Annotated in this window: 20 protein-coding genes; 16 read left to right on the plus strand and 4 right to left on the minus strand. The window is 55.7% G+C overall.

Going from position 1 to position 22,949, the window contains the following annotated elements; translation table 11 throughout:
* Window positions 1-449: 449 nt before the first annotated feature.
* From VN24_RS14155 to VN24_RS14165, 3 genes are read left to right on the plus strand one after another with little or no spacing between them, the layout of a single operon-like run.
* Window positions 450-863: an acyl-CoA thioesterase gene (locus VN24_RS14155; protein WP_045673298.1), complete on the plus strand. Its 414-nt coding sequence runs from the start codon at window positions 450-452 to the stop codon at window positions 861-863.
* Window positions 864-897: 34 nt separating this feature from the next.
* Window positions 898-1,671, plus strand: a complete 774-nt coding sequence (locus VN24_RS14160) for a Cof-type HAD-IIB family hydrolase (protein WP_045670928.1) — start codon at window positions 898-900, stop codon at window positions 1,669-1,671.
* Window positions 1,672-1,730: 59 nt separating this feature from the next.
* Window positions 1,731-2,096 carry a hypothetical protein gene (locus tag VN24_RS14165; protein ID WP_148505242.1) on the plus strand — a complete coding sequence of 122 codons (366 nt, stop codon included), beginning with the start codon at window positions 1,731-1,733 and terminating at the stop codon, window positions 2,094-2,096.
* A gap of 48 nt (window positions 2,097-2,144) precedes the next feature.
* On the opposite strand, the gene VN24_RS14170 is transcribed toward VN24_RS14165, so the two are convergent.
* Window positions 2,145-3,353, minus strand: coding sequence for an MFS transporter (locus VN24_RS14170; RefSeq protein WP_045673299.1), 1,209 nt, complete (start codon window positions 3,351-3,353; stop codon window positions 2,145-2,147).
* Between the two features lie 195 nt (window positions 3,354-3,548).
* On the opposite strand from VN24_RS14170, the gene VN24_RS14175 reads away from it, so the two are divergent.
* From VN24_RS14175 to VN24_RS14205, 7 genes are all read left to right on the plus strand, one after another.
* Window positions 3,549-4,499, plus strand: coding sequence for an NAD(P)/FAD-dependent oxidoreductase (locus VN24_RS14175; protein ID WP_045670930.1), 951 nt, complete (start codon window positions 3,549-3,551; stop codon window positions 4,497-4,499).
* 183 nt (window positions 4,500-4,682) lie between these two features.
* The gene (locus VN24_RS28205) at window positions 4,683-5,975 is read left to right on the plus strand and encodes a GIY-YIG nuclease family protein (RefSeq protein WP_052702955.1); all 1,293 of its coding nucleotides are present in this window, start codon (window positions 4,683-4,685) and stop codon (window positions 5,973-5,975) included.
* A gap of 862 nt (window positions 5,976-6,837) precedes the next feature.
* Window positions 6,838-8,268 carry a cytochrome ubiquinol oxidase subunit I gene (locus VN24_RS14185; protein WP_045670931.1) on the plus strand — a complete coding sequence of 477 codons (1,431 nt, stop codon included), beginning with the start codon at window positions 6,838-6,840 and terminating at the stop codon, window positions 8,266-8,268.
* Between the two features lie 33 nt (window positions 8,269-8,301).
* On the plus strand, window positions 8,302-9,312 hold the full coding sequence (gene cydB, locus VN24_RS14190; protein ID WP_045670932.1) for a cytochrome d ubiquinol oxidase subunit II: 1,011 nt from the start codon (window positions 8,302-8,304) through the stop codon (window positions 9,310-9,312).
* A 1-nt stretch (window position 9,313) separates the two neighbouring features.
* Complete coding sequence (cydD, locus tag VN24_RS14195) at window positions 9,314-11,119, plus strand: thiol reductant ABC exporter subunit CydD (protein ID WP_045670933.1); 1,806 nt, start codon at window positions 9,314-9,316, stop codon at window positions 11,117-11,119.
* Between the two features lie 33 nt (window positions 11,120-11,152).
* Complete coding sequence (gene cydC, locus VN24_RS26360) at window positions 11,153-13,018, plus strand: thiol reductant ABC exporter subunit CydC (RefSeq protein ID WP_052702956.1); 1,866 nt, start codon at window positions 11,153-11,155, stop codon at window positions 13,016-13,018.
* Window positions 13,019-13,269: 251 nt separating this feature from the next.
* On the plus strand, window positions 13,270-13,494 hold the full coding sequence (locus VN24_RS14205) for a hypothetical protein (RefSeq protein WP_045670934.1): 225 nt from the start codon (window positions 13,270-13,272) through the stop codon (window positions 13,492-13,494).
* Window positions 13,495-14,103: 609 nt separating this feature from the next.
* Here VN24_RS14205 and VN24_RS14210 read toward each other — a convergent pair.
* Window positions 14,104-14,928: an alpha/beta fold hydrolase gene (locus VN24_RS14210; RefSeq protein WP_045670935.1), complete on the minus strand. Its 825-nt coding sequence runs from the start codon at window positions 14,926-14,928 to the stop codon at window positions 14,104-14,106.
* A 151-nt stretch (window positions 14,929-15,079) separates the two neighbouring features.
* Here VN24_RS14210 and VN24_RS14215 point away from each other — a divergent pair, with 151 nt between their 5' ends.
* From VN24_RS14215 to VN24_RS14240, 6 genes are all read left to right on the plus strand, one after another.
* Window positions 15,080-15,541 carry a GNAT family N-acetyltransferase gene (locus tag VN24_RS14215; protein ID WP_045670936.1) on the plus strand — a complete coding sequence of 154 codons (462 nt, stop codon included), beginning with the start codon at window positions 15,080-15,082 and terminating at the stop codon, window positions 15,539-15,541.
* Between the two features lie 96 nt (window positions 15,542-15,637).
* A complete protein-coding gene (locus VN24_RS14220) occupies window positions 15,638-16,243 on the plus strand; it encodes a TVP38/TMEM64 family protein (RefSeq protein ID WP_045670937.1) in 606 nt (201 codons plus the stop codon).
* A gap of 26 nt (window positions 16,244-16,269) precedes the next feature.
* Window positions 16,270-18,456, plus strand: coding sequence for a DNA topoisomerase III (locus VN24_RS14225; RefSeq protein WP_045670938.1), 2,187 nt, complete (start codon window positions 16,270-16,272; stop codon window positions 18,454-18,456).
* A 3-nt stretch (window positions 18,457-18,459) separates the two neighbouring features.
* Window positions 18,460-18,798, plus strand: coding sequence for a thioredoxin family protein (locus VN24_RS14230; protein WP_052702958.1), 339 nt, complete (start codon window positions 18,460-18,462; stop codon window positions 18,796-18,798).
* A gap of 119 nt (window positions 18,799-18,917) precedes the next feature.
* Window positions 18,918-19,700 carry an alpha/beta hydrolase gene (locus tag VN24_RS14235; protein ID WP_045673303.1) on the plus strand — a complete coding sequence of 261 codons (783 nt, stop codon included), beginning with the start codon at window positions 18,918-18,920 and terminating at the stop codon, window positions 19,698-19,700.
* A 215-nt stretch (window positions 19,701-19,915) separates the two neighbouring features.
* The gene (locus VN24_RS14240; protein WP_045670939.1) at window positions 19,916-20,920 is read left to right on the plus strand and encodes a globin-coupled sensor protein; all 1,005 of its coding nucleotides are present in this window, start codon (window positions 19,916-19,918) and stop codon (window positions 20,918-20,920) included.
* Window positions 20,921-21,100: 180 nt separating this feature from the next.
* Here VN24_RS14240 and VN24_RS14245 read toward each other — a convergent pair whose 3' ends face one another.
* A complete protein-coding gene (locus tag VN24_RS14245) occupies window positions 21,101-21,580 on the minus strand; it encodes a C40 family peptidase (protein ID WP_045670940.1) in 480 nt (159 codons plus the stop codon).
* 240 nt (window positions 21,581-21,820) lie between these two features.
* Window positions 21,821-22,846, minus strand: coding sequence for an ABC transporter ATP-binding protein (locus VN24_RS14250; protein ID WP_045670941.1), 1,026 nt, complete (start codon window positions 22,844-22,846; stop codon window positions 21,821-21,823).
* Between the last annotated feature and the right edge of the window lie 103 nt (window positions 22,847-22,949).

Below are 22,949 nucleotides of genomic sequence, written 5' to 3' on the forward strand. Positions count from 1 at the left end.
AAAGGATAAACCAGGTAAGGAGAAAAGCAGTGAGCCGGCGAGAACGGTTTGTACCATTCGACGAGAAAAGCGGCGCATATGAAGCCTCCTTGGTTTTATATGTTAGAATACATACCTTATATTAAAACAAAATTTTTATATGTCAACTAATGTAACATAATGTCACATTTTGCTAGGAATGTCGCGATGATGCTGTCATAAAATGTCGATAAAATCGGTAAATTTACAAGGCTGGCGGAGAAATTATGGTAAAATGAAGATAAATCTGACGAAAACGGACGATTTTGACGATAATCGATAAATTGTGAGAGTACATCGGAAATTTGCACGACTTCGGCACATTATGGCGATCATGCGACCTGGTTGCCTTTTTGCCCGAACGCTCCCTATAATGAAAACAGATGGAAGCCGGCAGGCACGCAGATCGGAACGAACGGAGTCGATGCATGATGGAAAGTGTGCTGGACATTATCGTCCGGTCGACGGAGATCGATATGAACGGGCACGTGAACAATGCCAAATATTTGGAATATTTGGAGTGGGGCAGAGACGAGTGGTTTGACAAAGCGGGGCTGGATTTCGACACTTTTCTTGCAATGGGCATGCAGACGGTGATGGTCAATATTAACATGAATTACCGGAAGGAGTGCCGTCAGGGAGAAGCGCTGACGATCCGCACCCGTCCCTGCCGGGCCGGCCGCTCCAGCTTTGCGCTGCTGCAGGAAATTGTAGGCGCAGAAGGAAAGATCCGCGCCGATGCGGTCGTCACCTGCGTCACGATCGATGCGGTCAATCGCGTCAGCCGGGAGATGCCGCAGCAGCTGCGGGACGTCCTGGAAAGAGAGAGAAACGATACAATGTAGAGAAACTATACTACGGGAGAAACGGGTGGCACTTATGGATAAAAAAATGATTTTTTTCGATATCGACGGGACGCTGCTGGATCATGACAAGAAGCTTCCGCAGTCGGCCAAGGAGGCGGTAGCCGAGCTGCAGCGGGCGGGACACGAAGTCGCGATCGCGACCGGACGCGGCCCGTTCATGTTCAAGGAAATCCGCGAGGAGCTCGGCATCGATTCCTACATCAGCTTTAACGGGCAGTATGTCGTTCGTCAGGGCGAGGTGATCGTGAAGAACCCGATCCGCCCGGAGCTGCTGGAGCGCATTACGGAAGCAGCCGCAGCCCATGACCATCCGATCGTATATATGAGCCACGAGACGATGAAGTCCAGTTCCGAATTCCACGCTTATATCGTGGAGAGCATCAGCTCGCTGAAGGTAAAGCATCCGGAGTTCGATGCGGACTATTTCCGCAATCGCGACATTTATCAATGTCTGCTGTTCTGTACCATCGGTGAGGAGACGCACTATAAGGAGCATTTTCCCGGCCTCGATTTTATCCGTTGGCACCAGTTCTCCATGGACGTGCTGCCGCAGGGCGGCTCGAAAGCGAAGGGAATCGAACAATTTATCCGTCTGGCCGGCTTCGACAAAAAAGACGTGTATGCGTTTGGCGACGGCTTGAACGATATCGAGATGTTGGAATATGTCGACAACAGCGTCGCCATGGGCAACGCGGTCGACTCCGTCAAGAAAGCGGCCAAGCATGTAACGAAGGATGTGGTGGAGGATGGAATCCGGCACGGATTGGAAATGGTCGGCTTGCTGTAAAGCGGCGCGGAAACAGCCAACAAACGGCCGACTGATTGCAAAAGGGGATGAACGGCGGTTTGAAGACCAGCGAGCTTAATGTGGAAATGGGCGGGTTATCGTTTCTCGTTTCATCCATCACCGAATTGAAACCGTCCATCGTAAACGGCAAAAATACAGGGCTGCTCAAGCAGATGGAAGGCAGCCAGATCGTCTGGCTCAAGGCGGTCTCCGGCGAAGGCAGCCTGCATGCAGCCGCCCACTACTTTATTTTGATGATGCTGAAGTTTTGCCGCGTCATTATCGTGAGCGAGACGGCATTTCAGTCTTGGCCCGAGCAAGTACAGGCCGATTTTGACCGGCTGCTCATTCATAAGGAAAGCTTTGTGCATCACGACGAGAACTACTGCGCGTTTTATGATGCGGAGGATATGGGCGGCGGATGAATACCGAAGACGGAAGATGAGAGGCATATGCCGATACCGCCGGCCGCTTCAATTGCCGGCGCGCACGGCGACTTTCGCTCGCGACTCCAAATTTTTTCGCCGGATCAGCACCGCGGCTGCGATCAGCATGGCGCCGTTAATGACGAACACCCAGCGGATCGGAATGATGCCGCCCAGCACGCCGCCGATCATCGGCCCGAGCATCGTTGCCAGCTGGGTGGCGGACTGGTTCAGGCTGAACGCCCGCCCCCGAAACGAGGGAGCGGTCACTTTGACGATCATGGCGTTCAGCGCCGGATACACCCCAGCAAAGAACAAGCCGTAAATAAAACGAAGCACGCCGAATTCGACATACCCTTTTACGAAAAATTGCAGCAAATTCCCGATCCCGCCGCCGAGCAGTCCGATGAACAGGACGTTGGTGAAGCCGATCCGGCTGCCGATCCGCCCCCACTGCGGCGCGGCGAGCAGCGTTGCCAGCCCAACCGCCGAGAACACGATGCCGGACTGCAATGTCGCTTCGCCCTGCTTGACTCCAAGCTGCAGCACGTAGACCGTAATGAGCGGCTCCAGGATCATAACCGAGAAGGTGCCGAGTCCGACCAGCACAAGCAGCGTGATGAACACCCGGTTCGCCGCCGCTTCCTTCAAGTCGTCGCGCACATGGGATCGTTTGCCGGAACGGTTGAAGTTCGTTTCCTTGGCGAACACCAGCGCGATCAGCGCCGCGACGAGCACGACCACGCCGGAGAGCAGAAACGATTCCCGGTTGCCGAGCAGGTGGCTGGCGATGCCTCCGACCAGCGGCCCTACGATGCCTCCCGTCGCTCCGGACGTAGCCATAATGCCAAGCGCATACCCCGCTTTATCTTCGGGCGTGCCCGTGCCCACCATCGTAATGGCTGCCGGAACATATCCGGCGAGCAGCCCCTGAAAAATGCGCAGCAGCAAAAACAGATAAGGGTCATGAATGAAATAAGTGGCGAAATACAAAGCGGCCAGGCTGAATCCGGAGCGGAGCAGCATCGGCTTGCGGCCGTATTTGTCCGCCAGCGATCCCCAATACGGCGCGATCAGGGCGCTGGCCAGAAACGAAATGCCGAAAGCAAAGCCGGACCACAAGGACAGGTTGCTCGTAACGCCAAGCTCCGTCGCCAGAAATAACGGAATAAACGGGATGGAAATGGAGTAGGCGGTGCTGCAAAAAAACACTCCGACCCATAGCACAAACAGGTTGCGTCTCCAGGAGAAAGCCATCGTGCCGGTCACATCCTTTATCGATAAATATTTTACATGTCCGGACATTCAGTCTCTTGTATATTACTCTCTTTAGCTCCAAGATCCAAGTTCTTGACCAAAAAAAGGGCGGATGCGGGATTAGAAGCGGCTGATGCCCGGTAATAATAGTGGACAGGCGAAAACGCTAATCGTGGTGAAAAAGGGAGTGAGAACATGCTGCAAGATTGCGTTATTGTCGGTGGCGGAATTGCCGGACTGCAGGCCGCTATTCAGCTTGGAAGATACAACCATCGGGTGCTCGTGCTCGATTCCGGCGACGGAAGGTCGAGTTACTGCCTGCAGTATCACAATTTGCTGGGATGGCCCGACGGCATCAGCGGACCGGAGCTGCGGCAGCACGGGAGAATCCATGCGGAGCGGCTCGGGGTAACGTTTGTTTCCGGTCGGGCGGTAGGTGCGAAGCAGACGGATGAAGGTTTCGCGGTCGAGACGGAGAGCGGGGAGACGGTCCGCGCGAAGCGGCTGCTGCTTGCGACGGGCGTCATGGACCGGCTTCCGGAGCTGAAAGGGGAGCTGACGCCATGCCTTGGCATCAGCATCTATGTTTGCCCCGACTGCGACGGGTATGAACTGACCGGGAAGAGGGCGCTCGTCATCGGCTCGGGCAACGTCGGAGCGAGAATGGCGCTGACGCTTCTGTACTGGACCCGCAATCTGGTCTATATCAATCATGAGCAGACGGGCGTGGACAAGGAACTGATCGCGCAAATGGAAAAAAGCGGCGTTGAATACGTAAACGAAGCGGTCCGCGAACTGAAGCGGGACGGTTCCTTCCTGACCGGCGTCGTAACGGCGTCCGGCAGGACACTTAAGGCCGAGCGCGGTTTCGTCGCTTTCGGCGGCAACGAGGTGCGCTCGAATCTGGCGCAGCAGCTCGGCGTCCGGCTGCATGCCAACCGTCACGTGCTGGCCGATCCCCGCACCAAAATGACCAACGTAATGAACGTTTGGGCGGCCGGCGACGTGCTTGCCCATTCCGAGCAAACGGCGATTGCGATGGGAGACGGCAGCCAGGCGGCGATCTGGATCCACAAAAGCCTGATTGAGCCGCAAGGCAGCCAGGCGCTGGCGCCGCTGGTGGCTGCAAGCGGCCCTGAGACCTGATGGCCCAGAAGAGGCGGGCTGAAGATTGATCTGCTGCCCGGCCCGTGCAGCAGATCAGATAATTCAGACGGGCTATTTCTTTTTTATGGCACGTTCGGTAAAATAGGTTACGGGAACAAATGTTTGTCGCTAAGCGTTTGATTAGATTCCCGTAACTGAAACGACCGGAGGGGTATTGGGCCGATGCCGTTTGCCTTTAATGCCGGCGACTATCCGATGCGGCCCGGATGCTACATCATGAAGGATGCGTCGGGACGCATTTTGTATGTCGGTAAGTCGAAATGCTTGCGAAGCCGTCTGCAATCCTACTTTTATCAAAATCATACCCGCAAGCGGCTGCGTGAGCTCGTCGCCGAGATTGACTCGATCGAAGTCATCCTCGTGAACAATGAGACCGAAAGTCTGCTGCTCGAAAATAATTTGATCAAAATTCATAAGCCGCCCTACAACCGGGCGCTCAAGCGTGATAACAGCGGCTACGCTTATCTCATGCTGACGCAGGAGCGGATTCCGCGTTTGGACGTGTTTTTCCGCGACCGCAGGGAGAAGGAGAAAGCCGCGTCGACGGAGTTAGACGCGTCCCTTCAGGAGGCAGCGACATTGACAGAGCTGGACGTAGCCTTTCAGGAGACGGCGACATCGACATCGACGGAGCTGGATACAGCCTTCCGGGAGACAGCCGCAGCGTCAGAGGCGCCCTCGCGGAAGCGTTCCAAAGAACAGCCGGGAGGCCCAGAACAGGATGCGGCGCTGCCGCCGATGCAGCGGTTCGGACCGTTTGCAAGCGCTCATTTCCGCAATCAGGTGCTGGAGTTTGTCGCCGATCACTTCAAGCTTCGGACATGCACGACGATGCCGAAACGGGTATGTCTGCTTTATCATATCAAGAGGTGCAGCGGGATTTGTGAAGGTTTAATAAGCGAAGACGATTACTTGGACTCCGTCAGGCAAGCCGCAGAGCTGCTCGCTTCCGGCAGCAACCTGACCGCGGAGATGTACCGGAAAATGGAATATTATTCAGAGCGGCTGCTGTTTGAGAAAGCGGACAATATACTGCGCCATATCCGTTCGCTGGAGAAAATTCCGGAGCGGCAAATCGTCGACCGCGAGACGGATCTTAACCAAGAAGTGCTTTATTTCGGGGAAGCGGCCGTCATGATTGCCAAAGTGCAGCAAGGGATGCTTCGCGACTTCGAGCTGCGGGAGCTGGAGCCGGGTTACACAGATGCCGCCTGCGACCGTTTTGTTATATCGCGTTACCGGGAGCATGGCAAGCCGGACGAGCTGATTGTGAACCGGCTTGGCGACCCGCAGGCCGTCAAGCGTGCGCTCAGACGGCCGGGCGAGCGGAATAAGGGCGTCCCTTTTCGAATTACGCTGCCGAAGCGCGGCTTGAAGCATGATCTGCTGCAGCTTTGCAAGGACAACTACGATTACCGGATGCGGCAGCGTGATCGTGAAAGCAGATCGACCTGAACCTGCTGCGGTGAAACCGGAAAGTGTCATGTGCGGGACAGGTCATAGCGTTCATAAAGCTTCAAAAAAACCTAACAATGAACCGGTCAAGGGACTGCCCTTGACCGGTTCATTTTTTGTTGTTTAGGAAATCATGTAACTCTAAGGTGGATCGAGCGCATCGCTGGCAGCGATGGGGTCGTAGGTTCAGCCCGCGCAGACGGAATGCATGAATGACCTTCGAGAGCTAACGGCTAAGCATGACGTTATTGTGCTCAAAATGCCCTTTTGCAAAATGTAACGGTTATGAGAGACCTTATCTGATGGTTTCCGCTCAAACAGGGCTATTCCTGCAACCAATAACAGCGCTCATCTCCGTTAGAAATTCAAAGGGGCCATTTTCGTTCAATTAGCGGCAATGGCAGCCGTTAGGAAATAACCTGCGATCCATCGACTCCCTCAGACGGAACGAATCGAACCGGCTGAGTTGAATGGAGCCTAAACGTGCGGTGTCGCTGATTTCCGCTTTGCGTCGAAATAAATGGGGGAGGGAAAAAGCTTGGAGAAGCAGGAGACATGGAAAAAGCGTGGTGCTGTGAAGCGAGTCGATTCCTAGTCTAACCGGGCGCCGCACGCCTTTGCTGTCGAGCGGGTTGCCTGCCGGTATGATGAGCCGCAAGGCATTTTGCCTTGTGCAGGATGCTTATTGTTGTTCTGAATCCGAACAATCAACAACGCATCTGCTCTGCGAGTGTCCGCTGTTTCGAGTCCGCTCTTTTTAGCGCCAAGATTGTGATTTTTATCACAAAAGTCCGCCGCGCGATATGGTACGCTGGAAACAAATTTCAGGTTATGCGGTATCGACTGGGAGGAGTAAGCGCAAATGGATCATTTGGATTTGGCACGGTGGCAGTTCGCCATCACGACGATCTATCATTTTTTGTTCGTGCCGTTATCAATCGGCCTCGTTTTTCTGATTGCCGTTATGCACACGCTGTATGTGGTCAAAAAAGAAGATGTCTACAAACGGATGGCCCAATTTTGGGGCAAGCTGTTTCTGCTTAATTTTGCGGTCGGCGTCGTAACCGGCATTATGCAGGAGTTCCAGTTCGGCATGAACTGGTCCGACTATTCCCGGTTCGTCGGGGACGTGTTCGGGGGGCCGCTTGCCGTTGAAGCGCTCGTATCCTTCTTCCTGGAATCGACGTTTCTGGGGGTTTGGATTTTCGGCTGGGAGCGGCTGCCGAAAAAGGTGCATCTGGCCTCGATCTGGCTTGTGGCGGCCGGCACGACGATGTCGGCCTTCTGGATTTTGACGGCCAACTCCTTCATGCAGGAGCCGGTTGGATTTGCCATAAGGGACGGCCATGCGGAAATGGTAAGCTTCGGCGCGCTGCTCTCCAATCCGCAGCTTTGGCTGGAATTTCCGCATGTGGTGTTCGGCGCGCTTGCGACTGGAGCGCTGTTTATGACCGGCGTCAGCGCCTATAAGCTGCTCAGAAAGCAGCAGCTGGACATTTTTAAGCCGTCCTTCTCGATCGCCATTGTGGTGGCGCTCATATCGAGCATTCTGGTCGCCATCGTCGGCCATGACCAGGCGCAGCATCTGGTCCAAAGCCAGCCGATGAAGATGGCGGCGTCGGAGGGACTGTGGGAAACGAGCGGCGACAGCGCGCCGTGGACGGTCATTGCGGGCATTGACGTAAGCGGGCAAAAGAACGATTTTTCACTCGAAATCCCGGGCTTGCTCAGCGTACTCTCGTACAACAAGCTGACCGGCCAAGTACAGGGCATTAAAGACCTGCAGGCTCAGTATGAAGCGCAGTACGGACCCGGTAATTACATCCCGCCCGTGCGGACGACGTTCTGGAGCTTCCGGATTATGGTGCTTGCCGGAGGACTGATGGTGCTGCTCGGCCTATACGGCACGATCGCGGTGATGCGCAAACGGCTTGAGCGGCAAAAGCGGTATTTACGCTGGATGGTGCCCGCAATTGGGCTGCCGTTTATCGCCAATACGGCGGGGTGGATCATGACCGAGATCGGAAGGCAGCCGTGGATCGTATTCGGGCTGCAGAAGACTGAGGACGGCGTGTCGCCTACGGTATCTTCTGCAATGGTGCTGACCTCGCTCATCGGATTCACGCTCGTGTACGGTATTTTGGCGGCGGTGCTTATTTATCTGTTCGTGCGGACAATCCGTCAGGGTGCGGATGAAGAAGGCGTCCATCCAGCGGACGAAGAAAACGCAAAGCAGGCTCATGAAGGCGCACTTGCGGAGACGGAACAACCGCTTCCGGCAGGTACTTTTTAGAGAAAAAGTGAAGCAGGGGAGGCCGAATTGTAGATGTTGGAAACCGTATGGTTTGTGTTGATTGCGGTATTGTTTGTCGGGTTCTTTTTTTTGGAGGGGTTCGATTTCGGCGTCGGAATGCTGCTGCCGTTTCTGGGCAAGGACGATCTGGACCGTCGCGTCATCATCAATACGATCGGGCCGTTCTGGGACGGCAATGAAGTGTGGCTCATTACGGCCGGCGGCGCGATGTTCGCGGCGTTTCCGAACTGGTACGCGACGCTGTTCAGCGGCTTTTATATGGCGCTCTTTCTGATGCTGCTGGCGCTGATCGGACGGGGGGTGGCGTTTGAGTTCCGCAGCAAGGTATCCCATCCCGCGTGGCGCAAAACATGGGACTGGGTCATTTTCTTCGGCAGCCTGCTGCCGCCGCTGCTCTGGGGGGTGGCGCTCGCAAACCTGATGAAAGGCGTGCCGATTGACGAAAATATGAACTATGTCGGCAGCTTCTGGGATCTGATCAGCCTCTATTCGGTGACCGCGGGCGTGAGCATGGTGCTGTTGTTTCTGCTGCACGGCTCGCTCTTCCTGACGCTGAAGACGACCGGCGACTTGCAAAATAACGCCCGTTCGGTGGCGATGGGCATCGGCGCCTGGACGACCGTTCTGCTGCTGCTGTTCGTCGTGCTGAGCTACATTCAGACGGATATGTTTACCCGTAACGGAATTAATCCCGGGGCGGTTCCGGTGCTGGCCGGACTGGCGCTGTTCTCGGTGCAGTTTTTTCTGCGGAACAAAAAAGACGGCTGGGCGTTTATTATGACCGGTCTGACAATCGTGCTCTCGACCGTGACCGTGTTCACCGCATTGTTCCCCCGCGTCATGATCAGCTCGATTAACTCCGACTTCTCGCTGACGATCCATAATGCGGCATCCGGACCGTATACGCTAAAAGTGATGACAATCGTCGCTTTGACGACCGTACCGTTCGTGCTTGCTTACCAGATCTGGAACTACTGGGTGTTCCGCAAACGGGTTTCCCGCGCGGATCATCTGGACTACTGATATGAAACGGCTGCTGAAGTCCGTTCCGTCGGCCGCATTCGGCTTGGCGGCATCGATCGGATTTGCTTTAGGCGGAGGCGTCTTTCTGCTGCTGGAAGCTTCGGCGCTGGCGCGCATTGTCGACCGGGCGTTTCTCGGCGGCTCGCCGCTTGCGCCGCTGCTGCCGCTGTTCGGCGTGCTGCTCGGTTGGATTGTGCTGCGCTCGCTGCTGCAGATGCTGGCCGACGGGATGGCGATGAAGGCGGCCATCCGCATCAAAAGCGGCCTGAGGCTGCAGCTCATCCGCCATGCGGCCCGTCTCGGTCCTTCTTTGACAAAAGGGGAGCGCAGCGGCGAGCTGATCGGCACCGTGACCGAAGGGGTGGAACAGCTCGAGACGTACGTAGCCAAATACATCCCGCAAGCAGTGCTCTCCGTTTTTCTTCCGGCCGCGGCCCTTTGCGTCGTCCTGTCGCTGGACGTGGTGAGCGCGATCATTTTGGCGGTTACGTTCCCGCTGCTTATTATGTTCATGATTCTCGTCGGCGTCGCCGCCAAGCGGAAAGCGGACCGTCAATTCAAGGCGCTTGGCATGTTAAGCGGCCATTTCTTTGAAGTGATGCGGGGCCTTACCACCTTGCGGATTTTCAACCGGAGCAAAGCCCAACTGGAGATCATCGCAGCGATGAGCGAGCAGTACCGGTCGGCGACGCTGTCCGCGCTGCGGCTGGCTTTTCTGTCGGCGCTGGTTATGGAGCTGTTCGCCACGCTTGGCACCGCGATCGCAGCCGTATTTCTCGGGCTGAGGCTCATTTCCGGAGAAATCGAATTTTACCGGGCGTTTTACGTGCTGCTGCTCGTTCCTGAGTTTTACGCGCCGATCCGCATGCTCGGAGTCCAATACCATGCCGGTATGAACGGGGTCGCCGCAGCGAAGCGGATCATGAAGGTGCTGGATATGCCGGTCCTATCGGATCAGCCGTTACGCTCGGTAGAAACGGATATACGACGTAAGGAAAAATCGAATGCAGCCGCCTGCGGCCGCAAGGGGTTCCGGATTGAATTCGACCGGGTTACGGTGCACTATCCGGGTGATGAGCATCCGGTTCTGAAGGACATATCGTTTACGATCGAGCCGGGCGAACGAATTGCCGTCGTCGGCCGCACGGGCGCCGGCAAAAGCACGCTGCTCGATTTGATCCAAGGCTTCGTCATTCCGTCTTCGGGAACAATCCGCATTGATGGAACCGATTTGCATGAGATCGGCGCGGAAGCATGGCGTTCGCAGCTGACCGTCGTACCGCAGCGGACGCATCTATTCTCCGGAACGATTGCCGACAATTTGCGCCTCGGCGCACCCGCTGCAGAGCAGGAGGAGCTGGAGGAAGCGGCGCGTCTGGCGCGGGCGGAAGCTTTCATCAGCCGGTTGCCGGATGGGTATGATACGGAGCTGTCCGAGAAGCTGAAGTTCAGCGGTGGCCAAATCCAGCGGCTCGGCATAGCCCGCGCGTTGACGAGAAATGCCGCTGTGGCGCTTTTTGACGAACCGGTATCGCAGCTGGATATGGAAAATGCGACGGAGGTATCGAGGGCGCTGGAACGCTGGTCGGCGGGTAGAACGGTCGTGTGGTCGACGCATCATCTGGACACCGCCCAAAGAGCGGACCGCATCCTTGTTCTGCATCAAGGAAGGCTGGCCGAGACGGGGACCCACCGCGAATTGATGGACTTGCGCGGCATTTACCGGGAGATGTGGGAATCCTCGTTCCGAAAGGAAGAGAGAGCAGAAGAGAGGATGGAAACGAGAACGGAAGCGAGAACGGGATAAGACACTCGTAGTGAGGAGAGAGGAGAGAACGGGATGAAGGTGCTGCTGCGTACGCTTTATTTTATGAAACCGTACAAAGGCAGGGCGGCGTTTGCCGTATTGCTCGGCTTTTGCACGATTGCCGCCAATATCGGGCTGATGGGGACGTCGGGATATTTGATCGCGTCGGCGGCGCTGCGGCCTGAATCGGTGCTGCTTATTTGGCTGCCAATTGTCGGCGTCCGTTTCTTCGGTCTGTCCCGGGCGGTATTCCGCTATTTCGAACGGCTCGTCTCACACGATCTGACGTTCCGCATCTTGAAAGATGTTCGGGTATGGCTGTTCGGACGCCTGGAACGGAGGGGGGAGAGACTGCTGGAAAAAGAACGGAGCGGCGACCTGCTCGGCTCCGTCGTTTCGGACGTGGATACGCTGCAGAACTTGTATCTGCGCGTCATTGCTCCGCCTGCCGTAGCACTGATCGTTGGCATTTCCAGCGTTATCGTTATGGCGTCCTTCAGCCGCCAAGCGGCCCTCATGCTTGGCGTCATGCTCGTTATTGCGGGCCTAGTCATTCCTTGGGCATCCTTCAAGGCCGGACGCGGCGCAGGCAGGCAGCTCGTGCATGAGCGGGCAAAGCTATATGAGATGACGTCGGACATGATGTTGGGCATGAGAGAGCTGGCCGCATTTGGGGCTGTAGAGGAAAACATCAAGCAGCTGGAGCTTACTCAACGCCAGGTCGATCGTTATCAATCCGCGATGAACCGGAGCGGCGCCTTCTTCGGTGGCTTGACGCTCGGAACGTCGCGGCTTGCAATGCTGCTCGTTCTCCTTGCTTCGATTCCGATGGTCGCCAGCGGAAGCTTGCGCGGCGTCATGCTTCCGGCGCTGGCGCTGATGGCGGCTGCATCGTTTGAAGCGGTATCCCCGCTGCCCTCCGCGCTGCAGCATCTCGGACAAACGCTCGCGGCGGGAAGCAGGCTCTTCCGGCTCGCGGATGAAGCGCCCGCCCAAATGATTGAAGGCGAAGCGGCTCGCAGCGGGGTCGAAGCCGCAGCCGAATCCCCTGAGCGGACCGGAACAGTAATGGTGCAGAGAGGAACATCAAGAGGCTCAGGAGAAACAGCGGTGGCAATGAGCGGAGCAAGAGCGGTGGAAGTCGGAATGCAGAATGTGCAGAGCCATATGGCTTTTTCGTTTGAAGATGTTGATCTGCTGCACGATGACGGAAGGGAAGCGCTCCGGGGGCTGAGCTTTGCGCTGCACAAAGGCGAGCACGCGGCACTAGTCGGGGAAAGCGGCTCGGGCAAAAGCTCGATTGTGCAAATTCTGCTGCGGCTGCAGCCGTATTCATCAGGCTCGGTTCGGTTGTTCGGACAGGAACTTGCCGGATTGCCGGAGGAATCGGTGCGCGATATGTTCGCGGTAGTCCCGCAGCACGTGCAGTTGTTCAACGCAACCGTTGCGGCAAATTTGCGCATCGCGAAACCGGATGCGACCGACGAAGAGCTGAAAGCGGCGGCCCGGCTCGCATGTGCGGACGAAATGATTTCGGCGTTGCCGCAAGGGTATAACACCGTTATCGGAGAGTGGGGCGAGAGGTTGTCCGGCGGGGAACGCCAGCGCATCGGGCTTGCGCGTGCTCTTCTGAAGAATGCACCGATCGTGCTGCTCGATGAGCCGGCCGCGGGGCTCGACGTGTTGACCGAAGAAGCTTTTGTACGAAACATGACCTCGGCGCTGAAGGACAAAACGGTGCTGTGGATCAGCCACCGGCTGCAGGGGCTTGATGCAATGGACCGTATTCTTGTGCTGCGCGACGGACAATTATGTGAACAAGGCAGTCACGAGGAGCTGATGTCCGGACAGGGAGTGTACCGGCGATTACGTGAATTCCAGAACAAAGAAGTGAGCTGATGAGGAGTTCCGTTCTTTTTTCATTTCTTTGGAGCATTATCCCCTTTGCTCAGAAACGGGCCAATTAAGCTTCCATGGAGCCATGGAAGTGTGGACCCAGAAAAAACGGACCAGAGAGTAGAAGCAGGGGATGGAATAATGCATCAAAAAAGAATGCTAGCACGCCTGCTTCTGGATTAGGCTAAGTTTGTTTTTTCGCTTCCGAAACAGCTGGGTGATGAGGATTCAGCAAGCGGGAGGCGTCAGTCTATTTGTACGAAATCTTTGGAGCATTATCCCCTTTGCTCAGAAACGGGCCAATTAAGCATCCCTGGAACCATGGAAGTGTGTACCCAGAAAAAACGAACCAGGGAGTGCAGGTTGAGAGTAGAAGCGGAGAGGGGAAGCCGAAAGAGGAACAGAAAGAGGAACAGAAAGAGGAACAGAAAGAGGAACAGAAAGAGGAAACAGTAAGAGGAAGTATAGAGGAAGTATAGAGGAAGTATAGAGGAAGTATAGAGGAAGTATAGAGGAAGTATAGAGGAAGTATAGAGGAAGTATAGAGGAAGTATAGAGGAAGTATAGAGGAAGTGTAGAGGAAGTGTAGAGGAAGTGTAGAGGAAGTGTAGAGGAAGTGTAGAGGAAGTGTAGAAGAAGTATAGAGAGGAATCAGAGAGTAGAAGCAGATAATGGAAGTAGAGCGCAGAGATTGGGAGAGGAAGCAGGGAATCGAAGGTGGGAGTGATGTCGTGAAGTGTCGCAAAAATCGAAAAACCGGCCCCCTGTTCTCTTCTGAGCTGATGGGATAATGCACTAAAGAATGCCAGAACGCATGCTTTTGTATTGGGCTAAGTCTGTAATCGGCTTCCGAAACAGCTGATCGATAAAGATTCAGCAAGCGGGAGGCGTCATTCACATTCAAAAGTTGTCAATCTCCTTCGGGCGACCCAAACCTTTTCTGAGCCAATGGGATAATGCACAAAAGGTGATTAATGGTCGTGCATTCCTATGCAGTCGTGCATTCATCGTGCAGCGAAGCACATTTTGTCTGTAACATCTAATACGATAAGGGCCTGTCATTCCGGAATGGAAGACAGGCTCTTTTTTCAAGTTTCGCTGGATGCGGAGCGGAAAAATGAGAGCAGCGTCGCATTGAAACGGTCGAGCTCGTCGTAGTATACGCCATGGCCGCCGTTGTCGAAGCGGTACAGGTGTGAGCCGTTGATGCCTTGCGCCAGCGCGACGGCGGAAGGGAAGGGCACGATTTGGTCGTGCACCCCGGCAAATATACCGGTCGGTACGCGGATGTGCGGAAGATCGCCGCGCAGGTCCTCGTCACGCAGCGATACGAGGCATTTGATCGTCGCCTGCGGGGATGCTTCCAAAGCGAGTGAAGTGAACCAAGCCATGTACTCGGGACTGGTGTAGCGGTTGAAAAACATGCTGCCGAACTGCGCCAGCATTTTGGGACGGTCCTGGTAGGTGAGCGAGAGCAGCTCGTTCACCTGGGCCGGCTGCAGGCCGAACGGGTACCCGGGACGCGTCGTGAACACAGGCGCCGCCGCCGAAACGAGCGCGAGCTTTTCTACCCCGCGGCCGGCATGCCTGGCCATGTAGCGGATCGATATCGCGCCGCCGATGGAGAAGCCGAGCAGGATGAAGCGGGTCAAAGATAGGGCATCCACAACAGCGAGAACATCGTCGGCCAGCCGGTCGTACGAATACCCGTCCCATGGCCGGTCCGATTGACCGAAACCGCGAAGATCGAGCCCCAGGCAGCGGTAACCGTATGCCGGGAAACGGTCGAACTGGTACTCGAACATGCGGTGATTGCTCGGCCAGCCGTGAATGAACAACACGGGCGTACCGCCGCCGGGATCCAAATCCTCGACATAAACGCGAATTCCTTTTTCAACCTCGATATAAGGCATGACGCCTCCTTTTCGGCGCTGACACACTGTCGCTGCCGCTATCTTTTTTTTCAACTATATGCGGCTGGAAGTCAGGGCATGAGGAAGGGAGGCAATCTATGATATAGTGGAGATTGGAAAAAATGTAAAGGCCGGGAGAGGGGAAGACACAATGGAAGAGATGACGATCCGTCTGGTTGAGATGGCCGAAACAGATTTGCACGGACTGATTGCGAAGCTGGACCGCGAGCTGCTGGAGCGATATCCGGCGGATGAAATATTCGGACTGGATTTCAGCGATCCGAAAAATGCGCACACCAAGTTTGTCATCGCCTATATCGGCGGCGTACCTGCGGGATGCGGCGCAATCCGCCCGCTCGATTCCGAGAGCGTTGAGCTTAAACGCGTCTTCGTCGACCGGGATTTCCGCAAACGCGGCATTGCCGCTGCGATGCTGGACGTTTTGGAGAACGAAGCGGCGGCCGACGGCTTTACCGTTGTTCGTCTGGAGACGGGAGAGGCGCAGCCCGAGTCGATCGGTTTGTACCGCAAGCTAGGATATCAAGATATCGAGCCGTTTGGGGAATATGCCTGCTGCCCCAGCAGCATCTGTATGGAGAAGCGGATTGGATAGGCTCCTGACGCCTATAATGCCGGGAAATGATATGTGCAGAAATCGGAGAAAAGGCCTGGGTAGGCGCATGACGCTGCTTTGGCGAAGGAGGGCTTCATGAAACGCTGGCTGACGCTTGCTCTTTACGCGGTTTCCCTCGCCCTTATTTATATGAATAAAGAGGAACTGATCGGCTGGATGAAGACAGGCGATGCGCCTGTACTGCTGATGCTCGCGTTAACGGCACTGCTTGCATTTTTCCCCGTTGTCCCTTACAGTGTCGTAATCGGTGCGATGGGGTACATGTACGGTCCGCCGATGGGCGCGCTGATCGCTCTGATCGGGGCCTGGGCTGCGGCTTGCGCGATGTATGGGGCGGTGAGGTATTTTTTCCGGGATCAAGGACGGCAGCGGCTCAGTAGAATCCGTAAAATGGATGCTTTTATCGCGATGACCGAACGTCATCCGTTTTTGTCCATCCTGTTCGCCCGGCTTATGCCGATCGTGCCCCAATATGCTGTTAATACGTATGCTGCTGTAACCGCGATTCCGTTTTGGTCTTATGCGGCGGCATCCTTTGTCGGCAAAATACCGGGAATGCTCGTATTTGCGCTTATCGGCGACAACTTGAGCGGCAGCCCGCTGATGTTGGCGGCAGTGGCAGCGGCATACGCGCTGTTTTTGCTTGCGGCGCTGCTCGTGTACCGGAGACTGCGGCTGTAATCGTAAGAAGAAGGAGAACTGCAATCATGAAATCATTGGTGCTCGCGGAGAAGCCGAGCGTGGCGAAGGAAATCGCCCGTGTGCTCGGCTGTAGCGAGAAGCATAAAAATTACTTCGAAGGACCGAAATATATCGTCACCTGGGCGCTGGGCCATTTGGTGACATTGGCCGAGCCGGAAGATTACGATGCCAAGTTCCGCACTTGGAATTTGGAGGATCTGCCGCTGCTGCCGAAAAAAATGAACCTGAAGGTGCTGAAGGAAACGTCCCACCAGTACCGCGCGGTTGCCGGACTGTGCAGGCGCGGCGATTTGTCGGAGCTTATCATCGCGACGGATGCCGGACGTGAAGGAGAGCTTGTGGCGCGCTGGGTGATGGAGCTTGTTCAATGGCGCAAGCCGTTCAAGCGGCTGTGGATTTCCTCGCAAACGGACAAGGCGATCCGTGAAGGGTTTACGTCGCTCAGACCGGGCAAAGACTTCGATAACCTGTACGCTTCGGCGGTGTGCCGGGCGGAGGCGGATTGGCTGATCGGACTGAACGTGACGCGGGCGCTGACGTGCAAGTACAACGCCCAGCTCGCGGCGGGGCGGGTACAGACGCCGACGCTATCGATGCTGATGAAGCGGGAGGACGAAATTCGCGGCTTTCAGCCCCAGCCTTACTGGACGGTAACCGCCGAACTGGGCGGCTTCCAGGCGCAGTGGCGCCACGCCGATTCAGGCGACGGCCGGCTGCATGCCAAGCAGCAGGCCGATGATGTCTGCCGGCGGGCGTTGGCCGCAGGCGAAGCGGTTGTGGAGAAGCTGCATACCCAGGAGACAACAGAGCCGCATCCGCAGGCGTATGATTTGACGGAGCTGCAGCGGGATGCGAACAAGCGGCTCGGTTTTTCGGCGAAGATGACGTCAAACGTCCTGCAAAAGCTGTACGAGCAGCATAAGCTCGTCACGTATCCGCGTACGGATTCGCGCTATTTGTCTTCGGATCTGGTCCCGACGCTGAAAGGGCGCCTTGAAAGCGTGGCCGTCGGGCCTTACGCGCCGCTTGCCCGCAAGCTGCTGCGCGGAGCGCTGCCGGTTACGAAACGAGTCGTCGACGACAGCAAAGTAACCGATCATCACGCGATTATCCCGACGGATCAATTTGTGAATCTGTCCTCCCTTACCGGCGATGAACGGAAGCTGTACGATCTGATCGTGCGCCGCTTTATCGCGCTGTTCTATCCGCCGCTTCGTTACGATGAAACAAGCGTCCGGCTGAAAGCGGGAGAAGAGCGCTTCTATGCCAAAGGGCGCGTGCTCAAAGGCGCGGGCTGGAAAGAAGTCTATTCCGGCGGAGCGTTTGACGACGATGAAGGCGACGATGACGGAAGCGGCCGCGGGGACGATGCCGGGCGCGACCGCAATGAGCGCCGTCCGGAGCAGCTGCTTCCGCCGCTGACGGAAGGCATGAAGCAACCGCTTAAGGCTTGCCGCGTCCGCGAGCTGAAGACGCAGCCGCCCGCGCGTTATACCGAGGCGGGACTGCTGACGGCGATGGAGAAGCACAGCCTCGGCACGCCTGCTACGCGGGCGGACATTATCGAGAAGCTGCTCGGCAGCGATACGATCGAGCGCCAGGGCGCGCGGCTCGTGCCGACGGGCAAGGGCAAGCAGCTGATCGAGCTGGTTGTTGATGAGCTGCGCCGTCCGGAGCTGACGGCGGAGTGGGAGCAGGAGCTCGAACGCATTGCAAAGGGGAAAGGCGACGCCGGCAAGTTCATGGCCGGCATCCGTGAGCAGGCGGCCAAATGGACGCTTGAGGTGAAGAATGAGACGAAGGAATACAAGCCGCACAATGTCTCGCATTCCCGCTGCCCGGAGTGCGGCAAGCCGATGTTGGAAGTGAAAGGAAAGCGCGGCAAGACGCTCGTTTGTCAAGACCGGGAATGCGGTTACCGTCGCGCTGCGGAGCCTTCGCTGTCGAACAAGCGCTGTCCGCAGTGCCGCAAGAAAATGGAAATTCATACCGGCAAGGCGGGCAAATACGCCCAGTGCCGTCCGTGCAACGTCATCGAAATGTTGGATTCGGACCGTCCCGGCGGCTTCGGCCGCAAAGGCGGACGCAGGCAGCAGCAGAAGCTGGCGGAGCAGTACAGCGACAACGTCACGCTGGGCAGCAGTCTTGGAGACGCGCTGAAGGCGGCGCTGGGGAAACGGGAAGAGGAATAGCCGATGACATTGCCGGAAACAACAGAGCGGGAACTGCTTGATACGCCCGTTCCTACTTCCGTTGCTGCGTCCGTTCCGGACGAGAGAGCGGTGTTCTTCTTTGCCCCATTGTGCGGAACGTGCAAATTGGCGGAACAAATGCTGGCGATTGTGCAGGAGGCTCCCGCCGCCGTTCCGGTCGTCAAGCTGAACATCAACTTTGCGCCTGTCCTGCGCCAGCGATGGAAAATTGCAAGCGTGCCCGCGCTTGTGCTTCTGAAGGACGGACGTCCCGTACAAACGGAATATGCCATGCGCTCGGTTACGGATTTGTATGAATTGCTGCGCCGGGACAAACGGTAAACAGGAATTTGGTGTGGGATGAGAAGAATAGCCGCGAAACGGTGAACAGGAACCTGGTGAAAGAAACGCGGAGATTAACTGCGAAGCGGTAAATGAATAATAAGGAGCTGACCGGAACGATGGCGTTGATTCAATGCGATTATTATTCGGAAACGTTAGGACTCAGCTGTTCCATGAATGTTATTTTGCCGCAGCAAACGTTTTCTCAAATCGGAATGGGCGGCAAAACGCGGGGCGGCAAGCATCCGGTCTTGTATTTACTGCACGGACTCTCCGATGACCATTCGATCTGGCTGCGGCGGACGTCCATTGAACGCTATGCGGCCGAGCTGGGGCTGGCTGTCGTGATGCCGGCGGTTCACCGCAGCTTTTATATGGATATGGAACAGGGCGGCCGGTATTGGACGTTTATAAGCGAGGAACTGCCGGCCATTGCCCGATCGTTCTTCCCGCTCTCCGAAGCGAGAGAGGATAATTTCGCGGCCGGACTGTCGATGGGCGGGTATGGCGCATTCAAGCTTGGGCTCCGCTGTCCGGACAAGTTCGCGGCGGCGGCCAGTCTGTCCGGGGCGCTTGATCCCGCCGTTATTACGGACCGATTGCACGGCTTCGATCGTGAATTCGCTCTAATCTTTGGAAGCGCCGATAAGATCAGGGGATCGGACAACGACCTGTTCCATCTGGCGCAGCTTGTCGCTGAAGGGGGCGGTACGGTACCGAAGCTGTACCAGTGTTGCGGGACGGAAGATTTTTTGTATGAGGACAACGTCCGGTTTCGCGATAATGCGCAAGGACTCGGCCTTCCGCTCACGTACGAGGAGGAACCGGGCGATCATGAATGGGGATATTGGGACGACAAAATCCGGCGGGTGCTAAAATGGCTTCCACTGCGGAGTAAATAGACGGCTGCGTCCAATGCGGCATTTGCCTAATCCAACTTATCAAATATTGCCGAAAGAGCGGACCGGAGAGCAAATCTTCGTGGTTTGCTCTTTTTTTGTCATCATTCCGGCGATGAAATCCGATATATTCGTCAGGATGGAAAACTAGAACGAGGCGACCGCGCGTGTGGCTGTTACCTCATGAATTGTATCGATGAAAGCCAAGGGGGAAAATGATGATTGATATATCCGCACAAAGACAGGATCAACTGGAATTTATCGGCTTGTCTGACAACGACTTGAATCTTCTCGCTTCGCACAAAACTACATTTGAAACGATCGCAGACGAAGTGATGGAACGGTTCTATCAGTCGATTCGGCGCAGGCCGGATTTGATGGGAATTATCGATCGAAATTCGAACGTTGACCGGCTGAAAATGATGCAGAAGCAATATTTTTTGTCGCTCGCTGACGGTGTGATTGACAGCGCCTATATTGACAATCGGATCCAAATCGGGCTGATACATTCCAAAGTGGGACTTACGGCCGATTATTATCTTGGCACCTATATGATTTATTTGGATATCGCTTCGGATCTGCTGCGGCGGATCATTCCCGAAAGCTGGATTCAGGTGCTGCATGCGCTGACAAAAATGTTCAATTTCGATTCGCAGCTCGTATTGGAAGCCTACACCCGCAAGGAGAAGGAGGAGCTGGAGACGCTGTCGGCGAACCAACGGCATCTGCTCGAATCCATTACCGGCGTTGCGCAAAATCTGACCGGAATGATCACGCAGCTGACGGACAGCGCCGGGTTCATTGCCGAGACGGCCCGGACTACGGCGGCCTCTCAGGATAAATCGCACCGGCTACTGGACGAGCTGAATGAAGAGGTGCGGAAAATCGAGGATATGAGCGTGCTCGTACGCGAAATTTCCGACCGCACGCACCTGCTCGGCTTAAACGCGGCCATCGAAGCGGCGCATGCCGGCGAAATGGGGCGCGGCTTTGAAGTGGTCGCCGGCGAGGTGCGTAAGCTTGCAGCCAGCTCGCGTGAAGCTCTGGAGCAAGTTGCCGGCACGATCGAAGGGATTACAGGCAAGCTGGAAAGCGTGCGCATGGAATCCGAAGCCACGTCCAACAACGCGACGCAGCAAGCTCTTAGGTCCGAAGAGCTGTCGGCATTTGTGGGTCTGATCTGCAGCGTTGCAAACGATTTGGAGCAGCTGCAGCGAAGATAGGGAGCAGGCGCTGCAAAGATGAAGCGAACGCGAAGCAAAGAGCAGGCGCAAGCGAAGCAAAGATGAGGCTGTACGCGAAGCAAAGTGCAGGCGCGCCGATCTTGCGGTCAGGCCGAAGGCGCAAAAAAACAAGCAGACGGGATAACGATCCGTCTGCTTGTCTGCCTCTTCATATATATCTTACAAAACGCGGCGAGCGGTTTTGTAATGCTTTTTCCACCAGCCCGATTTGATCGTGCTGATCGTAACGCCGGGTTTTCCGTACGTATGAATGATTTTTCCGCCGCCGATGTAGATGCCTACATGGTGGATCGGGGAGTAGAAGAACACGAGATCGCCGACGCGCAAATTGCTCTTGGAAACGTAACGGCCCACTTTGGACTGTTTGATCGATGTACGCGGCAGCGTGATGCCGACTTTGCCGTACACACGTTTGGTGAAGGAAGAGCAGTCGAAAACGCGGGTCGTTTTCGTCGATGCCCCGAATTTATATGGCGTTCCCAAATACTGTTTGGCAGCGGAAACGACTCTGGAAGATTTAGATGCGGCGCTCGCAACTTGAACAGTTTCGAAAGGCAGAACAGTCGTGCCTCCCAGCGAAATGACGAAGGTCAGAACGACAGCGGTAAACAGACGTTTGAGCCCTTTATGATTGGTCATGATGTAAAAGGTTCATTCCTTTCTTCGTGTTGTAGTTTGGCGCGGCTTCGTTCTCCGCCACCTAACGATAACACAACTGAAACGAACCATAATTGCCCACTTAGAGCCCAAATAGGTGGTTTTTCCGGTTTTGTTCCCTTTTATGAGAACATAATGAGAATTTATTCATCATATATTCAGCTTGTTTTCAGCTATTTTTAACCTATTTGTAGAAAGAATAACTTAAAATTATCGATCCTTTCAATAAATACGATGAACGATATCCTCGAAGTTCGGTTCTTCCATATGAACGTCGTCCACATCGCCGTAAAGCTCCAATATGCGCAGCGCATCCATCGCACTGCACCGCTCACGGTTAAATTCCACGGTCAGCGAGTTTCCGGATACATCCTGAAGCCGCAGTCCTTTTGCCAGCAGCGTTTCGGTAATCGCTCTCGGCGCATCGTCACGCGGATATTCCGCTTGCCCGGTATCTCCGAATGCAGCGGGCGCAGTCCGGTATGTAACCGTCATCAGGGTCGGCAGTCCGATCATGGCGCGCAGCTGGCCAATGTTCCCGTCGAACTTCAGCCGCCCCCCATTTAACACCATCACTCTGGAGCAAAGCTGTTCGATATCGTCCATATCGTGAGTCGTCAGCAAAACGGTCGTACCGAGCTCTTTATTGATTTGTTGCAAAAACGTCCGGATACTCCGTTTGGCGGTCACGTCGAGTCCGATCGTCGGCTCGTCGAGGAATAAAATGCCGGGGTTGTGCAGCAGAGCGGCAGCAATATCGGCTCTCATCCGCTGGCCGAGCGAAAGCTTCCGTACCGGCGTGTCCATGAAATCGCCAAGCTGCAGCATCGAACCGAGCCGATCGAGACGGGCGGAGGCATCGGACTTGGAAATGTCATACATCGCGGCCAGTATTTCGAACGAATCGCGCACGGGAAGGTCCCACCAAAGCTGGGAGCGCTGGCCGAACAGCACGCCAAGCCGGCGCGCCACTTTCCGTCGATCCCGGTACGGGCTCAGTCCGTCAATCGAAACGTCGCCGGAAGTAGGGTGCAGAATACCGGACAGCATTTTGACCGTTGTCGATTTCCCGGCTCCGTTCGGTCCGATGTAGCCTACGAATTCGCCGGGAGCGATTGTAAAGCTGACGTCGTGAACCGCCTCGCGAATCGTGTAGTTTCGTGAAAAAAGCGAGCGAACGCTCTTGAACGGGCCATCGGCCCGTACAGACGTGCGGAATTGTTTGCTTAAAGCTGTTGCCTGGATCATAATGCCTCCTTTGATAGCCTTTTTTGTAACGTTTCACCACAATGATCTGCTCACTCCGCTTATCTAGTTAGATCGTTCCCAAAATTCCGTTACCTTCCGATGA

It is taken from the genome of Paenibacillus beijingensis (genome assembly GCF_000961095.1).
In the GTDB taxonomy this organism is placed as follows: domain Bacteria; phylum Bacillota; class Bacilli; order Paenibacillales; family Paenibacillaceae; genus Paenibacillus_O; species Paenibacillus_O beijingensis.

Excerpts from the sequence above, each read along its gene's own strand:
- VN24_RS14155 (WP_045673298.1), top strand. The coding sequence starts at position 450 with ATGGAAAGTGTGCTGGACATTATCGTCCGGTCGACGGAGATCGATATG.
- VN24_RS14160 (WP_045670928.1), top strand. The coding sequence starts at position 898 with ATGGATAAAAAAATGATTTTTTTCGATATCGACGGGACGCTGCTGGAT.
- VN24_RS14170 (WP_045673299.1), bottom strand. The coding sequence starts at position 3,353 with ATGGCTTTCTCCTGGAGACGCAACCTGTTTGTGCTATGGGTCGGAGTG.
- VN24_RS14175 (WP_045670930.1), top strand. The coding sequence starts at position 3,549 with ATGCTGCAAGATTGCGTTATTGTCGGTGGCGGAATTGCCGGACTGCAG.
- VN24_RS28205 (WP_052702955.1), top strand. The coding sequence starts at position 4,683 with ATGCCGTTTGCCTTTAATGCCGGCGACTATCCGATGCGGCCCGGATGC.
- VN24_RS14185 (WP_045670931.1), top strand. The coding sequence starts at position 6,838 with ATGGATCATTTGGATTTGGCACGGTGGCAGTTCGCCATCACGACGATC.
- cydB (WP_045670932.1), top strand. The coding sequence starts at position 8,302 with ATGTTGGAAACCGTATGGTTTGTGTTGATTGCGGTATTGTTTGTCGGG.
- cydD (WP_045670933.1), top strand. The coding sequence starts at position 9,314 with ATGAAACGGCTGCTGAAGTCCGTTCCGTCGGCCGCATTCGGCTTGGCG.
- cydC (WP_052702956.1), top strand. The coding sequence starts at position 11,153 with ATGAAGGTGCTGCTGCGTACGCTTTATTTTATGAAACCGTACAAAGGC.
- VN24_RS14210 (WP_045670935.1), bottom strand. The coding sequence starts at position 14,928 with ATGCCTTATATCGAGGTTGAAAAAGGAATTCGCGTTTATGTCGAGGAT.
- VN24_RS14215 (WP_045670936.1), top strand. The coding sequence starts at position 15,080 with ATGGAAGAGATGACGATCCGTCTGGTTGAGATGGCCGAAACAGATTTG.
- VN24_RS14220 (WP_045670937.1), top strand. The coding sequence starts at position 15,638 with ATGAAACGCTGGCTGACGCTTGCTCTTTACGCGGTTTCCCTCGCCCTT.
- VN24_RS14225 (WP_045670938.1), top strand. The coding sequence starts at position 16,270 with ATGAAATCATTGGTGCTCGCGGAGAAGCCGAGCGTGGCGAAGGAAATC.
- VN24_RS14230 (WP_052702958.1), top strand. The coding sequence starts at position 18,460 with ATGACATTGCCGGAAACAACAGAGCGGGAACTGCTTGATACGCCCGTT.
- VN24_RS14235 (WP_045673303.1), top strand. The coding sequence starts at position 18,918 with ATGGCGTTGATTCAATGCGATTATTATTCGGAAACGTTAGGACTCAGC.
- VN24_RS14240 (WP_045670939.1), top strand. The coding sequence starts at position 19,916 with ATGATTGATATATCCGCACAAAGACAGGATCAACTGGAATTTATCGGC.
- VN24_RS14245 (WP_045670940.1), bottom strand. The coding sequence starts at position 21,580 with ATGACCAATCATAAAGGGCTCAAACGTCTGTTTACCGCTGTCGTTCTG.
- VN24_RS14250 (WP_045670941.1), bottom strand. The coding sequence starts at position 22,846 with ATGATCCAGGCAACAGCTTTAAGCAAACAATTCCGCACGTCTGTACGG.